This is a genomic window from Microvirga sp. P5_D2 (genome assembly GCF_054049475.1).
The window spans coordinates 43,435-57,943 of the sequence record NZ_JBFUMH010000009.1 but is presented as its reverse complement, the minus strand read 5'-3'; the positions used below and the strand labels follow the sequence as shown (position 1 = coordinate 57,943).

The window sequence follows — 14,509 nt, the reverse complement described above, 5'->3', positions numbered from 1 at the left end:
TTGGCGGGGCTTCCCCGCCAGCCGGGTTACATCATGCTTGTTTTTAAGCTGCTGTCACCTGGGAATTTATGAAGCTTAGCCCTTTGTGCTAGAAGCCTTTTCCCGCCAGGAAAACGGGCCGGACCGCTCATAGAGCCAGCGGTATTGCCGGGTCATCTGGCGGGCCCGGTAATACCGGAATCCGAGCGATCCGATGATCAGCAGCACGATGGTATCGACGGCGTAGTAGTGGATCGAGAGCAGGGTGCCGTCGAACAGGGCGAAGTGGATGAACCGCACTGCGGCGCCCAGGATGAACAGGTAAAGGACCAGGTTCCAATAGTGGCGCCATGTGAGAGCCATGGCCCTGCCGGTCATCCACGCGGCCCAGCCCCCCATGATCACGGTGATGAGGAGAAAGAGCCCGAAGGACGGCTCTTCGTAAAGAATGCCCTGCATCAGTGTCCTCCCTCGAGGTAGGCTGAGCGCACCAGCGGATCGTTCAGAAGATCCTTGCCGGTGCCGCTCATAGTGATGTTGCCGGTGACCATCACGTATCCGCGATGGGCGAGCCTGAGGGCATGATAGGCGTTCTGCTCCACGAGGAAGACCGTCATGCCGTCCTTCTCGTTCAGCTCTTTAATGATCGTGAAGATCTGCTTCACGATGAGCGGGGCGAGACCGAGGGACGGCTCGTCCAGCAGGAGAAGGCGAGGGCGGCTCATGAGCGCCCGGGCGATGGCAAGCATCTGCTGCTCGCCGCCGGAGAGCGTGCCGCCGCGCTGCTGAAGGCGCTCCTTCAGGCGCGGGAACAGGGTGCAGACCCGTTCGAGATCCTGGTCGAAATGAGCCATGCCGTTGACGGACGCGCCCATCTGCAGGTTCTCGAACACGGTCATGCGCGGGAAGATGCGGCGCCCTTCCGGCGATTGCGCGATGGAGAGTTGCGCGATCTCGTGCGTCGGCATCTTGGTGATGTCGCGGCCCGCATAGGTAATGGTGCCCTCGCGGGCGCGCGGGTTGCCGAAGATCGTCATCATCAGTGTCGACTTACCGGCTCCGTTGGCGCCGATCAGCGTGACGATCTCGCCTTCGTGGACATCCATGTCCACGCCCTTGAGAGCGATGATGTTGCCGTAGTAGGTCTTCACGCCACGCACGCTCAGCAGCGGCTGGCGGCCGGCCTGGATTGCGGCTTCTTGAATGCTTGTTCCAGCGGTCATGCGCCGATCTCCGCTTCGACCTTTTCGATTTCCTCGTCGGCCACGCCCAGATAGGCGGCGATGACCTTGGGATCGTTTCTCACCTCGCTCGGCGTGCCGTCCGAGATCTTGGTGCCGTAGTCGAGCACCACCACGTGATCGGAGATTTCCATCACCACCGACATGTCATGCTCGATGAGGATGATCGACGTGCCGTGGTCCCTGCGCACCGACAGCAGCAGCTCGTTGAGTTCCAGCGACTCGCGCGGGTTCAGTCCCGCCGCCGGTTCGTCGAGGCAGAGCAGGAGCGGATCCGTGCACATGGCGCGGGCGATTTCCAGGCGGCGCTGGTCGCCGTAGGGAAGGTCGCCGGCGGGATGGTCGGCCCGATCGATGAGGCGGGTCTTCTCCAGCCAGAACTTCGCCTTCTCGATGGCTTCCTTCTCGGCCTTGCGATAGCTGCCGAGCCCGAGAATGCCGAATAAGGTGAAGCCGGAGGAAATCATCAGCGGGTTGTGCTGCGCCACCAGCAGGTTCTCCAGCAGGGTCATGCCGGAGAACAGGCGGATGTTCTGGAAGGTGCGGGCGACCTTGGCCTTCCAGTTGATGTCGAAGCCAGGCAGCCGCTCCAGCAGGAGGTGCGAGCCGTCGGGCTTGCGCAACGCAATCATGCCCTCCGTCGGCTTGTAGAAGCCGGTGAGGCAGTTGAAGACGGTCGTCTTGCCCGCGCCGTTCGGGCCTATGAGCGCGGTGATGTCGCCGCGCCCGGCCTGGAACGAGAGGTCATTGATGGCGACAAGGCCGCCGAAGCGCATCGTGAGATGCTGTACGTCGAGGATGGGATCCTGCAGCCAGCGCATTAGCCGTGTCCTTCCTTCACGAGCGAGCCCGAGATGGCTTTGCGCTCTTTCAAGATCACAGAGGGTTCACGTTCCGAGATGAGGCCGCGCGGACGCCAGACCATCATCGCCACCATGCCGACGCCGAAGAGCAGCAGGCGGTATTCGTTCGGATCGAAACCGGAGCCGAAGATCGATTGCAGGAAGGTGAGGTTACGCAGGACTTCAGGGCCACCGACCAGCACGATGGCTGCAATCGCGACACCGATCTGCGAGCCCATGCCGCCGAGCACCACGATGGCCAGGATGATCGCCGATTCCAGGAAGTTGAAGCTTTCCGGGGAGACGAAGCCCTGACGGACCGCGAAGAACGAGCCCGCGAAGCCGCCGAACATGGCGCCGATGGCAAAGGCCGTCAGCTTGGTGTTCGTGGTGTTGATGCCGAGCGAGCGGCAGGCGATCTCGTCCTCGCGAAGCGCTTCCCAGGCACGGCCCACGGGCAGCTTGCGCAGCCGCATGGTGACGAAGTTGGTAATCAGGGCGAGCACGAGGATGAGATAGTACAGGAAAATGATCCTGTGCATGGGGTTGAACTCGAGCCCGAAGGTCTGCGAGAAGCCGCCTTCGCCTGCCGTGAAGGGCAAGCCGAAGAAGGTCGCTCTCGGGATCGAGGAGATGCCGGCGCCGCCATTGGTCAGGTCCACCCAGTTAATGAGCACCAGACGAACGATTTCACCGAAGGCCAGGGTCACGATGGCAAGGTAGTCGCCTCGCAGGCGCAGCACCGGGAAGCCGAGGATCATGCCCCAGAACGCGGCCAGGATGCCGGCGAGCGGCAGGCAGATCCAGAAGGACAGGCCGAACGTGGTCGAGAGGAGCGCGTAGGAATAGGCACCGACCGCGTAGAAGGCTACATAGCCGAGGTCGAGAAGACCCGCGAGGCCCACCACGATGTTCAGGCCCCAGCCCAGCATCACGTAGGTGAGGATCAGGATGCCCAGATCCACCCAGTAGCGCGATTCCGTCAGGCCGCCCTGGACGAAATAGACCAGCGCCGGAAACGCGAGAGCGATGCCGAGGAAGAAGGGCACGCCGAAGCGCGAGGCCTTCTGGAAGGCGCTTGGCTCCGCATGGACGGCTTCCGTCGCCTGATGGGCGCTTGGGGTCGCTTGGCGGTACGAACGGGATGCCGTGAAGGCGTGGAGCAGAAGCCGTCCGCCGAACACGATGGCGCAGATGATCGCAACGAGGCCCCAGCGTGGCGTGAGGTACAAAACGCCGCCGGACTGATCTGTCTTGTAGGCCAGGATCGGGATCGACAGGCCCAGCATGATCAGGGCCGTCTTCAAGGAGTCCTTGAGGGCGGCTGCCAGGTCGAAGCGCCTCGTGACCGGCTGGTCCTGGGCTGCTGCGGTGATGGAAGGAGCGTTCATGGTGGTCAAGCTCCTTAAACCTTCTCGACTTCAGGCCGTCCGAGAATGCCGGAGGGCATGAAGATCAAGACGATGGCCAGGATCGAGAAGGCGGCGACATCCTTGTACTCGATGGAGAAATAGGCCGACCAGAAGGTTTCGATAAGGCCGATGATCAGGCCGCCGAGAACCGCCCCCGGCAGGGAGCCGATGCCGCCGAGAACCGCTGCCGTGAAGGCCTTCACGCCCGGCACGAAGCCGTCGTTGAAGCTCACCACGCCGTAATAGAGCAGGTACATGGTGCCCGCGACCGCGGCCAGCGCCGCGCCGATGACGAAGGTCAGCGAGATCGTGCGGTCCACGTTGATGCCGAGCAGCGAGGCCATCTTGCGATCCTGCTCGCAGGCGCGCTGGGCGCGGCCGAGCGAAGTCTTCTGCACAAGATACCAGAAGATCGTCAGCAGCACGGCGGTCACCACCATGATGATGATCTGCTTATACGAGATCGCTACATTGTAGCCGCTCTCGCCCTGGAACAGTACGATCACGTCGCCCACCATCGGGGGAGTGGGCTTGTTGCGCGCGCCCTGCGCCACCTGGACGAAGTTCGACAGGAAGATCGAAACGCCGATGGCCGAGATCAGCGGCGCGAGGCGGAAGGATCCGCGCAGGGGTCGGTAGGCGATGCGCTCGATGGCCCAACCCCACAGGGATGTGAGCACCATCGCGATGATGAGCACGAAGAAGAGTGCCAGAACCACCGATGAGATCCCGAGCCATGTGGTCAGGATCAGGAAGAAGATGAGCGCGATGAACGCGGAGAGCATGAACACGTCGCCGTGGGCGAAGTTGACCATGCCGATGATGCCAAAGACCATTGTATAGCCGATGGCGATGAGGCCGTAGATCGACCCCAGCGTCAGCCCGTTGATGAGCTGCTGCACAAAAATTTCCATATCCTACCCTTGCCCTCTGGAAGCGGGTCTTTCTGGGAGACGACAGCAAAGCACGATGCAAAGGCAACGCCAAGCCGGTACGTCAGTTAAGCCTGTCTGTACCAAACGGATTTTCGTTCGACAACGCGATGTTAAGATTCCTATAAGGGTTGTTGATGGAATTGGCGGCACCCTATGGCGGAATAAGCGGCATCGGAAAAAGTCGGCGTCTTTCCAAGACTTCGCTCAAGGGCCATATGCCCTTATGTGTTCCCTCCGATGAGCTGGAGGGCCTGTTCGGAACCTGATGTTGACCATTCCCCCGTATACTCCTTTCGACGCAGACAGCCCGAATAGTCCCGACTCCCTGGAGTTCCGGGAGGGCATGAGCCGCGTCGCCGGAGCGGTCCATGTGGTGACGACGGATGGGCCTTCCGGGCGCGCCGGGTTCACCGCGACGGCGGTCACGCCCGTCACCGACAGCCCGGCTTCCCTCCTGGTCTGCGTCAACACCGCTTCCCGCTCGGCGCAGGCGCTGCTCGCCAACCGCGTCTTCTGCGTGAATACCCTGGGCGCCGAGGATCGGGCGCTGGCCGACATCTTTTCGGGACGAACCGGCCTTCAGGGGCAGGAGCGCTTCTCGGCGGGGTCGTGGGACGTTCTCGAAACAGGATCGCCCGCGCTTGCCACGAGCCTCGTCTCGTTCGATTGCCGCTTGAGCGATGCCCGGATCGTCGCCACCCATCACGTGATCATCGGCGAGATCGTCGGAATCCGCCTCGGCGCGCCTCATTCGGCGCTGGTCTATCAGGGGCGTTTCTATCACGAGCTTTGAGCTGGTCGCTTGCACACGAGATGTTGAGCATCCAGGCATTCCTGGAACCTTCAGGGCTAATCGCCCTTAGTGATCACACGGTTCACTTGCACGGTTCACTTGGAGATCAAACATGTTCAAGCTTATCAGGAATATCGTTCTTCTGCGTCAGGCCTGGAAACTGCTGAAGCGCCGCCGTTGACGGGCGGACTCACTCCTTACGTTCCCCTCGGCGATCCCGCCGCCGGAGCATAATAGCTCCACCCCCTGATCTGAACAAACCCGTCCTGCGCCGCGACCACCAGATGCTTGCGGTGCTTATGGACCAGGGTGCCCGGCCGATACCCATGCAGCTCCCGCCATCCGGTCGCATCCCATAGGTAGATGTAACGGGAATCGACCTGCGCGAAGGCCTCGATGGAGCCGAAGGCGCGGATCGTGCGCAGCACGCTATCGACATCCCCTGTCCAATCGACCGTGCGCTGCACTTGCGTGACCCGGGGCCAATAGCTGCCGGAGCCCTGCGGCGCGGCCTCGGCCCAGATCCTTGGCAGGTCGTCCGCCAGATGCGCGGCGATCTCTTTCGAGGCCATCTGGCATCTCGCTAAAAGCGTATCGTGGTTTTCGTCGGGGCCGATGCTGAAATGCTTCTGAGCGAGGATCGGCCCCGTGTCGAAAGTCGGCTCCATCACATGAGCCGTCACGCCCCATTGGGTTTCCTGATCGAGGATCGCCTGGAAGAGCGGGTAAGGGCCGCGCCCCTTCGGCAGCGGGGAGGGGTGGAAGTTCAGGGCATAGGGCAGGTGATGCTCCCAGCCTTTGATGAGCCATGGGTAGCCCGCCACGACCAGAGCCTCGCACCCCATCGCCTTCAGCGATGCCAGATCCGAAGGATAGATGCGCGTCATCTGGACCGGCAGGCCGAGGCCACGGGCGCGCGCGATGGTGACGTCGTTGAAATCGTAGAGGCCGTCGCAGGGGCGGCTGAAGAGTTTGACCGGCTTCCAGCCTCTGCTGAGAAAGGTCTCGAAGACGTCTCCGAGGAAGTCGATTCCGGCGAAGGCAAAACGCATTGCCGGTGATCTCCTCTCCGCTTCGTTCATCCCGCCGCCCAGCGTGGCGGTTTCGCTGTCATTCCATCAATTCGCTGGAGCCAGTCAATGCCTGACCGCCCTCGGTGTTCAATCCGAACAGAAAAGCCGAGTTCCAATTGTTGACTCCAATATATTGGAAATGCATTCTATCTTAATGGACGAAGCCTCCGACCTGAACGCCCATATAGCCGCCCGCCTTCGGGCCCTGCGCACCGAGCAGGGGCTGACGCTCGACCACCTCGCTGAGCGAACGGGCGTCAGCCGGTCCATGATCTCGCTCATAGAGCGCGGCGAGAGCAGCCCGACCGCCGTCGTGCTCGACAAGCTCGCCGGAGGGCTTGGCACGACGCTCGCTTCCCTGTTCACCGACGAGCGGACAAGCGAGGCTTCGCCTCTGGCGCGGCATGCGGAGCAGCGGGTCTGGCGCGATCCCGAAAGCGGATACCTGCGCCGTAGCCTGTCCGCTCCCGGCTTTCCATCGCCCATCGAACTGGTTGAAGTGATCCTGCCTGCCGGTGCAAGGGTGGCCTATGACACGGCGCATCGCACAGTGGGCGTCAGCCAGCAGATCTGGATGATCGAAGGCAGCATCGAGCTCTCGCTGGGAGATGATCTCCACAAGCTCGCGACGGGCGATTGCCTGTCGATGAATCTCGACCGCCCCACGATCTTTCGAAATGCCACCGATCGGCCCGCCCGCTATCTGGTGGCCCTCGCCACCGACAGGGGCGCATCCGGCTCCCTGCATCGTTGAGGAATATTCATGAACAATGACGTTGTCGTCCGCGCGCTCCAGCCTCACGAAGCAAACGACTATGTCGGCGCTCTCGCCTCCGTGCTGATCGATTGCGTTGAAGGCGGCGCATCCGTCGGTTTCATGCTGCCGATGCCCCAGGAAAAAGCGCGGGCGTTCTGGCAGGGAATCGCGGATGCGGTCGTGGCAGGCGAGCGCATTTTGCTCGTCGCCGAAGACAGGGCGAGCGGCGAGATCATTGGCACCGTGCAGGTCGTGCTTAAGCAGCCCGAGAACCAGCCGCATCGCGGCGACATTTCCAAGATGCTGGTGCACAGCAAGGCGCGCCGGCGCGGCATCGGTGCAGCATTGCTGTTGGCTGCCGAAGAAGCCGCGCGCGAGGCGGGCAAGAGTGTGCTCGTTCTCGACACTGTCACCGGAAGCGATGGCGAGCGCCTCTACGCGCGCCTCGATTGGAAGAGTGTCGGCGTCATTCCGAACTATGCGCTCTGGCCGCAAGGAGGCCTTTGCCCGACGACGGTGTTCTACAAGCAGATCGCTGGCGGCTGAGCGGCACTTAGCCCGATCTCAAAGCTGGAACCAGAGCGAGCCCTTACAAATTGACCTTGAGCATTGGGCAGGACATTGCCCGTCGCTCGGGTGAAGGCCTGCCGGTGCGTCTCTTCGGGTCGAGTGAGGGAGCGCGCATGGTATCCAAGGATTTCATCCGTCAGATGGAAGGTTATGGGCTGACGACCGCCAAGATTCTCTACCGGATGCCGGATCATCCGTCGTTCCTGCAAACCTATATCTGGCAGGATTACGATCTGGCGCCGCGCTTTCCGGTGCTCATCGAATTCCTGGATTTCTGGAAGCGGGAACTCGCGGGGCCGCTTCATTCCGTCACGGTCTCGCATTCCCAGCTGGTCCGCCCGGCCGAATTCAGAGCCGTCTCGGGGGAGATCAACCTTCACTGAGAGGTGATCCAAGCGTTGCTGAATCTTGAAAATGCTTTGGCTTAAGAGCCTTGGCCCCGGACACCAAACCGGGTAGAGAAGCGCGTCGAGCTACCCCGAACCTGTTAGGGCTCCTTGTTTTCCAACGCGCGAACGTCCCAGATCCTGCTCGCCCTTGCCTCCCAGCCAGGCGAGCGTCTGACCGTGCGCGATATCATGACCGTGCTGCAGGACAGGGCCTTTGCCCTGCTGATCGTGCTGCTTGGCCTCCCCAACTGCCTGCCGATGCCGCCGCCGATTCCGCTGGTCTGCGGCCTGCTGCTGGGCCTCGTCGCCATCCAGATCATTTTCGGTCGTGAAGCTCCCTGGCTCCCCAGGCAACTGCTCAACCGCTCTGTTGCGCGCACGGATGTGGAGCGCGCCGTCGGCCGTGCGATGCCGGCTTTTCGCAGGCTGGAACGCTTCTCCCGCCCGCGCATGACCTTCCTCGATACCCCGTTCTCGATGCGCCTTATGGGCATCATCATCCTCGTGCTGGCGCTTGGCCTTCTCTTCGCGCCGCCCTTCGTCGGGCAGATCCCCTTAGGCCTCGCCGTCTGTCTCGTCGGCCTGGGACTGGTGGAGCGCGACGGCCTCGTGATCATCGGGGGTCTCGTGATCGGCTCCATCGGGCTGACCTTGAGCCTGGGCTTCGTCTACGCGATTTTCACGGGTATCGAATCCATCTTTTAACCGGTACCGGCGGCCCCAAACGCAAATGCCCGGCCATGTGCCGGGCATCGCAGTTGCTTTGAGACGAAGCCTCAATCGTTGTCGTCGAATTCCGGAGCCGACTTCAACTGATCGACCGACATGTCGATCTTGAGATGCATGTCKTCGGAATCGCGCAGAGCGGGTGCGCTGGCGCCGGTCTGAACCGAGCCGGTCGTGGCGGTATCCTGAACGAGTTGGAAGGCGCTCATGGGCAGGGCCACGGTGCGGTCGCCGATGCCTTTATCGACCTCGATCACCACAGCGGCAACCTTGCCGTCACGGTCGAGCACCACGTCCTCGACATCGCCGATATCCTTGTTGTCCGGGCCCATGACATCGAGATCCATGAGGTCGGAGAGCAGCATCGTGTCGGGGCTGAGCTGGGTGATGAACTGGGTCGAGCCGGAGGCCGGTGGGGTCGTGGGCACGGTCTGGGCCATGGCGCCGGAGGCAAGCAGGGTCGTGCCGAGGAAAGCGGCTGTCATTGCGAGATTTTTCATGATGTCTCGTCCTTGAATTGCGTTTTCAGTGAGGGTGTAACGCAGGCGGACGAGGTTGGTTCTGCCCTCAAGGTTAGATGAGCTGGAGGCCTTTCAGGCTCGCATGGCCCTCCCGACCCACGATGATGTGGTCATGCACCGAAATGCCCAAGGGCTTCGCCACTTCGATGATCTCGCGGGTCATCTTGATGTCGGCGGAGGAGGGCGTCGGGTCGCCGGAAGGGTGATTATGGACCAAGATCAACGCCGAAGCCGAGAGTTCGAGCGCCCGCTTCACCACTTCGCGCGGATAGACCGGGGTATGGTCCACGGTGCCCGATTGCTGCACCTCGTCGGCGATGAGCGCATTGCGCTTGTCGAGGAAGAGCAGGCGGAACTGCTCCTTGTCCATGAAGGCCATGGCGGTGCGGCAATAATCCAGCACGGCGGTCCAGGATGACAGGACCGGCCTCTTTGCCACTTCGCCCTTGGCGAGACGCCGCGCCGAGGCTTCCACGATCTTGAGGTCGGTGACGACCCGCTCGCTGACGCCGTCCACCTCCAGCAGGCGGGCAGGGGCGGCGGCCAGGACCTCGGCGAAGGTGCCGAAGCGCTTGATCAGGTCCTTGGCGATCGGCTTCACGTCCCGGCGCGGGATCGAGCGGAAGAGAACGAGTTCCAGCAATTCGTAATCCGGCAGCGCATCCCCGCCCACATCCGTAAAGCGGGCCCGCAACCGGTCACGGTGGCCATGATAATGGGGAGTGTCGTCGTCGCTCATGCCGGCCGTGATTCTTCACTCTCGAAGGATGGAACGGTGAAGCTTTAGCTCAGCTCTTGCAGGATAAAAAGTTTCTTTATAATGTTTCATTATATCGGCTGTCGTACAGCTGTGGGCAAGGCAAATGAAGCACGTCGTTCATTCGGCACGATATTTGGGCCTGTCCCTTATGGCCCTGCTCGGCATTGCCTTGGGAGCAGGGCTCGGAGGCGTCATCGGCGGCGCGCTTGCCTATCTCGTGATCGCGCCGGTTGCGATGATCACTGCGGCATTGCTCTCCTCGCCATTCATTGACCCCATGAGTGTCGCTTTTCCTGCCCTGGAGGGCTGCGCCACCATAGGTTTTGCGGCAGGCGGCGTGGTCGCGACGTTCTTCATCAGTTGTCGCTACCGGGCCATGCCGGAGAGCTTGCGCTGAGCGGGCTCCAGATTACGCCGAATAAGGCGGCTTATCCATGCCCTTCGGCGAGAAGGTGAAGACCTCGGCGCCGGTTTCCGTCACGCCCACCATGTGCTCGAACTGGGCCGAAAGGGAGCGGTCGCGGGTCACTGCGGTCCAGCCGTCGGCGAGCACCTTCACCTGCGGGCGGCCCAGATTGATCATGGGCTCGATGGTGAAGAACATGCCGGCCTTCAGCTCCACGTTATAGGCTGGCTCCACGTAGTGAAGGATCGTCGGAGAATCGTGGAAAACCTTGCCGATCCCGTGTCCGCAGAAATCCCGCACCACGGAGCAGCGCTCCGCTTCGGCATAGGTCTGGATGGCTGCGCCGATATCGTTGGTCGAGGCGCCTGGACGCACAGCGGCGATGCCGCGCAGCAGGCATTCATAGGTGATTTCGCACAGGCGCTGCGCCCGGCGGGGGACTTCGCCCACATAGTACATGCGGCTCGAATCGCCGTGCCATCCGTCGAGGATCAGCGTGACATCCACATTCATTATGTCCCCGTCGCGCAACTGCTTGTCGTTGGGGATGCCGTGGCAGACTACGTGGTTGATCGAGGTGCAGATCGTCTTGGTATAGCCGCGGTAATGCAGGCATGCCGGAAAGGCGCCGTTGTCGCGGATGAAATCGAAGGCAAGCTTGTCCAGATCCTCGGTCGTCACACCCGGCCTCACATGGTCGGTGAGCATATCCAGGCATTCGGCCACCATGCGGCCGGCCCGGCGCATGCCCTCGAAGGCATCCGGTCCATGCAGCGGGATTTCCGCGGAGCGCTTGCGCTCGACGATTTCGGTCTCAGTCATATTCAGTCCTTGCTTCGAAGCCCGAATGTAAGGATCGTTGCGCCCGACGCAAGCGAAGACCACGATTCCGAGGCTTGCGAATGGGGCTGGAGGGTGTCATGAGCAACCCTGTTCATCCAGTTCGGCGGCTTTGGATATCTCGTTAATGAATGAGTCACGTCCCTTCGGGACCTTCGCGCCTTCAGGTCTCACCCGCTGGGTGATCGATCGCACGCGCGGTCTGCCCGGCGGATGGGTGGCTCGCCGGATCGCCCTGATGCTGCGCCGGGTCGGGATGAAATCCCTGAAGGGCCAGCCTCTGGATCTCGAAACGTTCGGGGTGCGGATGCGCCTTTCCCCGTATAAAAACGTGTGCGAGCGGCGCATCCTCTTCACGCCCCAATATTTCGACATCGACGAAATCAAGCTCATCGCGGGCCACGCGACGGAAGGCTTCACCTTTATCGATGTGGGCTCGAACGTGGGCTGGTATGCCCTGATGGTGGCCCGGAAGGCAGCGACCTCGTCGCGCATTGTGGCGGTCGAGCCGCAACCGGAAATCTTCGACCGGCTGATCTACAACATCCGCCAGAACCCCTTCGCCACCATCAAGGCGGTGGATTGCGCCTTGGCCGACAAAACAGGGGAACTGACCCTGTTCCTCGACCCGCTGAACCGGGGCGAGGCAAGCCTGAAGATCGTCAATTCGAGCCAGACCGAGACGATCCGGGTTCCCACGGTCACCCTGCTCGATCTGGTGAACCGCGAGGGTTTCGAGCGCTTGGATGCGGTCAAGCTCGATGTGGAAGGCGCGGAGGATCTGATCCTCGACCCGTTCTTCCGCGATGCGCCGCCCGGGCTCTATCCGTCGATCCTCATCATTCCCGACGTGCCGAGCCGCTGGCAGGTCGATTTGCCGAAGCTTTTGGAAAGCAAGGGCTACCGACAGGTCCTGCGGACCAAGATGAACCTGGCTTTCAAGCGGGCTTGAGCGCTTCTCAGCGCGGCGTGACGATCTCCACCGGCTTGTCGATCGTCACCTCCTCGGGCGTGATCCGGCAGACATAGGCGTAGGACTCCACTCCTGCCGCAAGGGCATGGCGAAACGCCTTGTCGTAGGCGGGGTCGATGTCGCGGGCGACGTCGAAGCGGTTCGCATCCATCTGGATCACGTAGACGAGCGCGGCGCGGGCTCCGCTTTCGACCATATCGGCAAGCTCGTAGAGATGTTTGGCGCTGCGGGCGGCGATGCAATCCGGAAACTCCGCAAACCCCGCCTCGCGCATGAGGTGGCAGTTCTTCACCTCCAGATAGCAGGGCGCCTCGCCATCCTTTTCGAGCAGGAAATCCACCCGGCTGTTCCTGCCGTATTTCACCTCCGGCCGAACGCGGTCGTACCGCGTGAACGGAGCCAGCCGCCCCTCGCGCAGGGCCTCCGCGACGAGGAGGTTGGGGCGGGAGGTGTTGATCCCGATGAGCTGGTTGGGACCGCCGCCGGCAGGCACCTCTATGAATTCCCAATTGTACTTGAGCTTGCGGGCCGGGTTCGTGGCACGGGACAGGAAAACCCGGCTGCCGGGCTCCTTCAACCCCATCATCGCACCGGGATTGGCGCAATGGGCGGTGACGATCTCGCCGCTGTCCAGCTGAATATCCGCCAGAAATCGCTTGTAGCGCTCGATGAGACGGCCTTCGAGCAGGGTTTCCTGAAAACGCATCAACAACCATCATGAAATAGGAAAGCGCTCTCGTAGCAGGGGAGGCGGCTCGGCCTCAACCCTCGCTTTGCCGCAGGTGATTTCGCGCATCATCACCGGCTTTGATGCCGGCCATGACGGTGCAGGGTGTATCCCGGCGAGCCGGAGGCGAGGGAAGGGAATCCATAGCGCCGTGCTTGTGTGTGGATCCCTTCCCCTCACTACGTTCGGCCGGGGATGACACGGGGCGAACTCTTGTACGTGCTTGAGAATTGCCGTTTCTGAGGCTAAAGCCCCTCAAAAGGGATCGTCACGCATGGCCGTTTCCGTCACCGCCGCCCTTCTCATCATCGGAGATGAGATCCTGACCGGGCGCACCAAGGATAAGAATATCGGCTATATCGCCGAGTACCTGACCGGGATCGGCATCGATCTGCGCGAGGTCCGGGTGGTCCCCGATGTGGAGGAGGAGATCGTTGCGGCGGTGAACGCCCTGCGCTCTCGCTACACCTACCTCTTCACCACGGGCGGCATCGGGCCGACCCATGACGACATCACCGCCGATTGCATCGCCAAGGCCTTCGGCGTCGGCATCGATCATGATCCGCGCGCCGTCGCCATGCTGCGGGAGCGCTACCAGCCGGATGAGCTCAACGAGGCCCGGATGCGCATGGCCCGCATTCCCGATGGCGCGGATCTCATCGAGAATTCGATCTCGAAGGCACCCGGCTTCCACATCGGCAATGTATTCGTCATGGCGGGCGTGCCGTCGATCATGCAGGCCATGCTCGACATCATCGCGCCTGGCCTTCAGACCGGCGCGCGCATGATCATCGAAACCATCGAGGCGGAAGGTTTGGCCGAAGGCATCTATGCCGAGGGCCTCGCCCAAATCGCGACCGCGCATCCCGGCGTCTCGATAGGCTCCTATCCGTCATTTTCCACGGCTGGCTTCCGCAACCAGATCGTCGTGCGGGGCAAGGATTCCGCCGAGGTCGCTGCCGCCAAAGCCGCTATTCACGATCTGCTCTGGCGCCTCAAGGGCGACCGGGCGCCCCTTTAAACGTTTCCCCATCATATCAGTCAGGCGAGCAAGCCCATGTCTCCCACCTCTCCCAAAGCCTTCCCCGTCTCCTGGGATCAGTTCCACCGCGATTGCCGCGCCCTGGCGTGGCGGCTGGCCTCGGCCGGCCCATTCGAGGCGATTGTCTGCATCACGCGTGGCGGCCTCGTGCCGGCGGCCATCGTGGCGCGTGAGCTCGATCTCCGGCTCATCGAGAGCGTTTGCATCGCGAGCTATCACGACTACAAGAACCAGGGCGACCTGCAGGTCATCAAGGAAATTGCGCCTTCGATCAAGGCGATCGGCGACGGACAAGGCAAAGGCGTTCTCGTCGTCGACGACCTGACCGATACGGGCAAGACCGCCAAGATCGTCCGCGACATGCTGCCCAACGCGCATTTCGCCGCCGTCTATGCCAAGCCCGCCGGACGGCCGCTCATTGATACGTTTGTCACGGAAGTGAGCCAGGATACCTGGATCTATTTTCCCTGGGATATGGGCCTGGCCTATCAGGCCCCGATCCGCGAAGGTTCCGCAGGCTGAT

General features: G+C 62.1%; 19 protein-coding genes. 9 read left to right on the top strand and 10 right to left on the bottom strand.

Annotation, left to right across the window (positions count from 1 at the left end; genetic code table 11):
- Positions 1–75: 75 nt before the first annotated feature.
- The 5 genes from ACXJKO_RS05335 to ACXJKO_RS05315 are packed head-to-tail and all read right to left on the bottom strand — an operon-like array spanning position 76 to position 4,388.
- Positions 76–438, bottom strand: a complete 363-nt coding sequence (locus ACXJKO_RS05335; protein WP_457090045.1) for a DUF6867 family protein — start codon at positions 436–438, stop codon at positions 76–78.
- Positions 438–1,202: an ABC transporter ATP-binding protein gene (locus ACXJKO_RS05330; protein ID WP_457090044.1), complete on the bottom strand. Its 765-nt coding sequence runs from the start codon at positions 1,200–1,202 to the stop codon at positions 438–440. The genes ACXJKO_RS05335 and ACXJKO_RS05330 overlap by 1 nt, the downstream gene beginning before the upstream one ends.
- Complete coding sequence (locus ACXJKO_RS05325; RefSeq protein WP_457090043.1) at positions 1,199–2,041, bottom strand: ABC transporter ATP-binding protein; 843 nt, start codon at positions 2,039–2,041, stop codon at positions 1,199–1,201. The genes ACXJKO_RS05330 and ACXJKO_RS05325 overlap by 4 nt, the downstream gene beginning before the upstream one ends.
- Positions 2,041–3,453, bottom strand: coding sequence for a high-affinity branched-chain amino acid ABC transporter permease LivM (gene livM, locus ACXJKO_RS05320; protein ID WP_457090042.1), 1,413 nt, complete (start codon positions 3,451–3,453; stop codon positions 2,041–2,043). Before livM ends, ACXJKO_RS05325 begins: the two co-directional genes overlap by 1 nt.
- Before the next feature lie 14 nt (positions 3,454–3,467).
- Positions 3,468–4,388 carry a branched-chain amino acid ABC transporter permease gene (locus tag ACXJKO_RS05315; protein ID WP_457090041.1) on the bottom strand — a complete coding sequence of 307 codons (921 nt, stop codon included), beginning with the start codon at positions 4,386–4,388 and terminating at the stop codon, positions 3,468–3,470.
- Between the two features lie 364 nt (positions 4,389–4,752).
- Between ACXJKO_RS05315 and ACXJKO_RS05310 the strand changes: the two genes are divergently transcribed.
- On the top strand, positions 4,753–5,202 hold the full coding sequence (locus ACXJKO_RS05310) for a flavin reductase family protein (protein WP_457090040.1): 450 nt from the start codon (positions 4,753–4,755) through the stop codon (positions 5,200–5,202).
- Between the two features lie 197 nt (positions 5,203–5,399).
- Here the strand turns inward: ACXJKO_RS05310 and ACXJKO_RS05305 are convergent, their stop codons facing one another.
- Positions 5,400–6,254, bottom strand: coding sequence for a methionyl-tRNA formyltransferase (locus ACXJKO_RS05305; RefSeq protein ID WP_457090039.1), 855 nt, complete (start codon positions 6,252–6,254; stop codon positions 5,400–5,402).
- Positions 6,255–6,429: 175 nt separating this feature from the next.
- Here ACXJKO_RS05305 and ACXJKO_RS05300 point away from each other — a divergent pair, with 175 nt between their 5' ends.
- From ACXJKO_RS05300 to ACXJKO_RS05285, 4 genes are all read left to right on the top strand, one after another.
- Positions 6,430–7,029 (top strand): helix-turn-helix domain-containing protein, encoded by a 600-nt coding sequence (locus ACXJKO_RS05300; RefSeq protein WP_457090038.1) that lies wholly within the window; start codon positions 6,430–6,432, stop codon positions 7,027–7,029.
- A gap of 9 nt (positions 7,030–7,038) precedes the next feature.
- The gene (locus ACXJKO_RS05295) at positions 7,039–7,578 is read left to right on the top strand and encodes a GNAT family N-acetyltransferase (RefSeq protein ID WP_457090037.1); all 540 of its coding nucleotides are present in this window, start codon (positions 7,039–7,041) and stop codon (positions 7,576–7,578) included.
- A 137-nt stretch (positions 7,579–7,715) separates the two neighbouring features.
- Complete coding sequence (locus ACXJKO_RS05290; RefSeq protein WP_457090066.1) at positions 7,716–7,985, top strand: usg protein; 270 nt, start codon at positions 7,716–7,718, stop codon at positions 7,983–7,985.
- 114 nt (positions 7,986–8,099) lie between these two features.
- Entirely contained in the window at positions 8,100–8,696 is a 597-nt protein-coding gene (locus ACXJKO_RS05285; RefSeq protein WP_457090036.1) for an exopolysaccharide biosynthesis protein, read from the top strand.
- A 71-nt stretch (positions 8,697–8,767) separates the two neighbouring features.
- On the opposite strand, the gene ACXJKO_RS05280 is transcribed toward ACXJKO_RS05285, so the two are convergent.
- A complete protein-coding gene (locus ACXJKO_RS05280) occupies positions 8,768–9,217 on the bottom strand; it encodes a PRC-barrel domain-containing protein (RefSeq protein ID WP_457090035.1) in 450 nt (149 codons plus the stop codon).
- Between the two features lie 73 nt (positions 9,218–9,290).
- Positions 9,291–9,977: a RadC family protein gene (radC, locus tag ACXJKO_RS05275; protein WP_457090034.1), complete on the bottom strand. Its 687-nt coding sequence runs from the start codon at positions 9,975–9,977 to the stop codon at positions 9,291–9,293.
- Positions 9,978–10,101: 124 nt separating this feature from the next.
- On the opposite strand from radC, the gene ACXJKO_RS05270 reads away from it, so the two are divergent.
- On the top strand, positions 10,102–10,395 hold the full coding sequence (locus tag ACXJKO_RS05270) for a hypothetical protein (protein WP_457090033.1): 294 nt from the start codon (positions 10,102–10,104) through the stop codon (positions 10,393–10,395).
- 12 nt (positions 10,396–10,407) lie between these two features.
- On the opposite strand, the gene map is transcribed toward ACXJKO_RS05270, so the two are convergent.
- Positions 10,408–11,226, bottom strand: coding sequence for a type I methionyl aminopeptidase (map, locus tag ACXJKO_RS05265; RefSeq protein ID WP_457090032.1), 819 nt, complete (start codon positions 11,224–11,226; stop codon positions 10,408–10,410).
- Between the two features lie 145 nt (positions 11,227–11,371).
- On the opposite strand from map, the gene ACXJKO_RS05260 reads away from it, so the two are divergent.
- Positions 11,372–12,196 carry an FkbM family methyltransferase gene (locus ACXJKO_RS05260; protein ID WP_457090031.1) on the top strand — a complete coding sequence of 275 codons (825 nt, stop codon included), beginning with the start codon at positions 11,372–11,374 and terminating at the stop codon, positions 12,194–12,196.
- Positions 12,197–12,203: 7 nt separating this feature from the next.
- Here the strand turns inward: ACXJKO_RS05260 and sfsA are convergent, their stop codons facing one another.
- Entirely contained in the window at positions 12,204–12,923 is a 720-nt protein-coding gene (gene sfsA / locus ACXJKO_RS05255) for a DNA/RNA nuclease SfsA (protein ID WP_457090030.1), read from the bottom strand.
- A gap of 295 nt (positions 12,924–13,218) precedes the next feature.
- Here sfsA and ACXJKO_RS05250 point away from each other — a divergent pair, with 295 nt between their 5' ends.
- Complete coding sequence (locus ACXJKO_RS05250; protein WP_457090029.1) at positions 13,219–13,965, top strand: competence/damage-inducible protein A; 747 nt, start codon at positions 13,219–13,221, stop codon at positions 13,963–13,965.
- Between the two features lie 36 nt (positions 13,966–14,001).
- Positions 14,002–14,508 (top strand): xanthine phosphoribosyltransferase, encoded by a 507-nt coding sequence (gene gpt / locus ACXJKO_RS05245; RefSeq protein WP_457090028.1) that lies wholly within the window; start codon positions 14,002–14,004, stop codon positions 14,506–14,508.
- The last annotated feature ends 1 nt before the right edge of the window (position 14,509 follow it).

Bases quoted from the DNA above. Each gene is read 5' to 3' on its own strand.
- ACXJKO_RS05335 (WP_457090045.1), bottom strand. From the start codon at position 438: ATGCAGGGCATTCTTTACGAAGAGCCGTCCTTCGGGCTCTTTCTCCTC.
- ACXJKO_RS05330 (WP_457090044.1), bottom strand. From the start codon at position 1,202: ATGACCGCTGGAACAAGCATTCAAGAAGCCGCAATCCAGGCCGGCCGC.
- ACXJKO_RS05325 (WP_457090043.1), bottom strand. From the start codon at position 2,041: ATGCGCTGGCTGCAGGATCCCATCCTCGACGTACAGCATCTCACGATG.
- livM (WP_457090042.1), bottom strand. From the start codon at position 3,453: ATGAACGCTCCTTCCATCACCGCAGCAGCCCAGGACCAGCCGGTCACG.
- ACXJKO_RS05315 (WP_457090041.1), bottom strand. From the start codon at position 4,388: ATGGAAATTTTTGTGCAGCAGCTCATCAACGGGCTGACGCTGGGGTCG.
- ACXJKO_RS05310 (WP_457090040.1), top strand. From the start codon at position 4,753: ATGAGCCGCGTCGCCGGAGCGGTCCATGTGGTGACGACGGATGGGCCT.
- ACXJKO_RS05305 (WP_457090039.1), bottom strand. From the start codon at position 6,254: ATGCGTTTTGCCTTCGCCGGAATCGACTTCCTCGGAGACGTCTTCGAG.
- ACXJKO_RS05300 (WP_457090038.1), top strand. From the start codon at position 6,430: ATGGACGAAGCCTCCGACCTGAACGCCCATATAGCCGCCCGCCTTCGG.
- ACXJKO_RS05295 (WP_457090037.1), top strand. From the start codon at position 7,039: ATGAACAATGACGTTGTCGTCCGCGCGCTCCAGCCTCACGAAGCAAAC.
- ACXJKO_RS05290 (WP_457090066.1), top strand. From the start codon at position 7,716: ATGGTATCCAAGGATTTCATCCGTCAGATGGAAGGTTATGGGCTGACG.
- radC (WP_457090034.1), bottom strand. From the start codon at position 9,977: ATGAGCGACGACGACACTCCCCATTATCATGGCCACCGTGACCGGTTG.
- ACXJKO_RS05270 (WP_457090033.1), top strand. From the start codon at position 10,102: ATGAAGCACGTCGTTCATTCGGCACGATATTTGGGCCTGTCCCTTATG.
- map (WP_457090032.1), bottom strand. From the start codon at position 11,226: ATGACTGAGACCGAAATCGTCGAGCGCAAGCGCTCCGCGGAAATCCCG.
- ACXJKO_RS05260 (WP_457090031.1), top strand. From the start codon at position 11,372: ATGAATGAGTCACGTCCCTTCGGGACCTTCGCGCCTTCAGGTCTCACC.
- sfsA (WP_457090030.1), bottom strand. From the start codon at position 12,923: ATGCGTTTTCAGGAAACCCTGCTCGAAGGCCGTCTCATCGAGCGCTAC.
- ACXJKO_RS05250 (WP_457090029.1), top strand. From the start codon at position 13,219: ATGGCCGTTTCCGTCACCGCCGCCCTTCTCATCATCGGAGATGAGATC.
- gpt (WP_457090028.1), top strand. From the start codon at position 14,002: ATGTCTCCCACCTCTCCCAAAGCCTTCCCCGTCTCCTGGGATCAGTTC.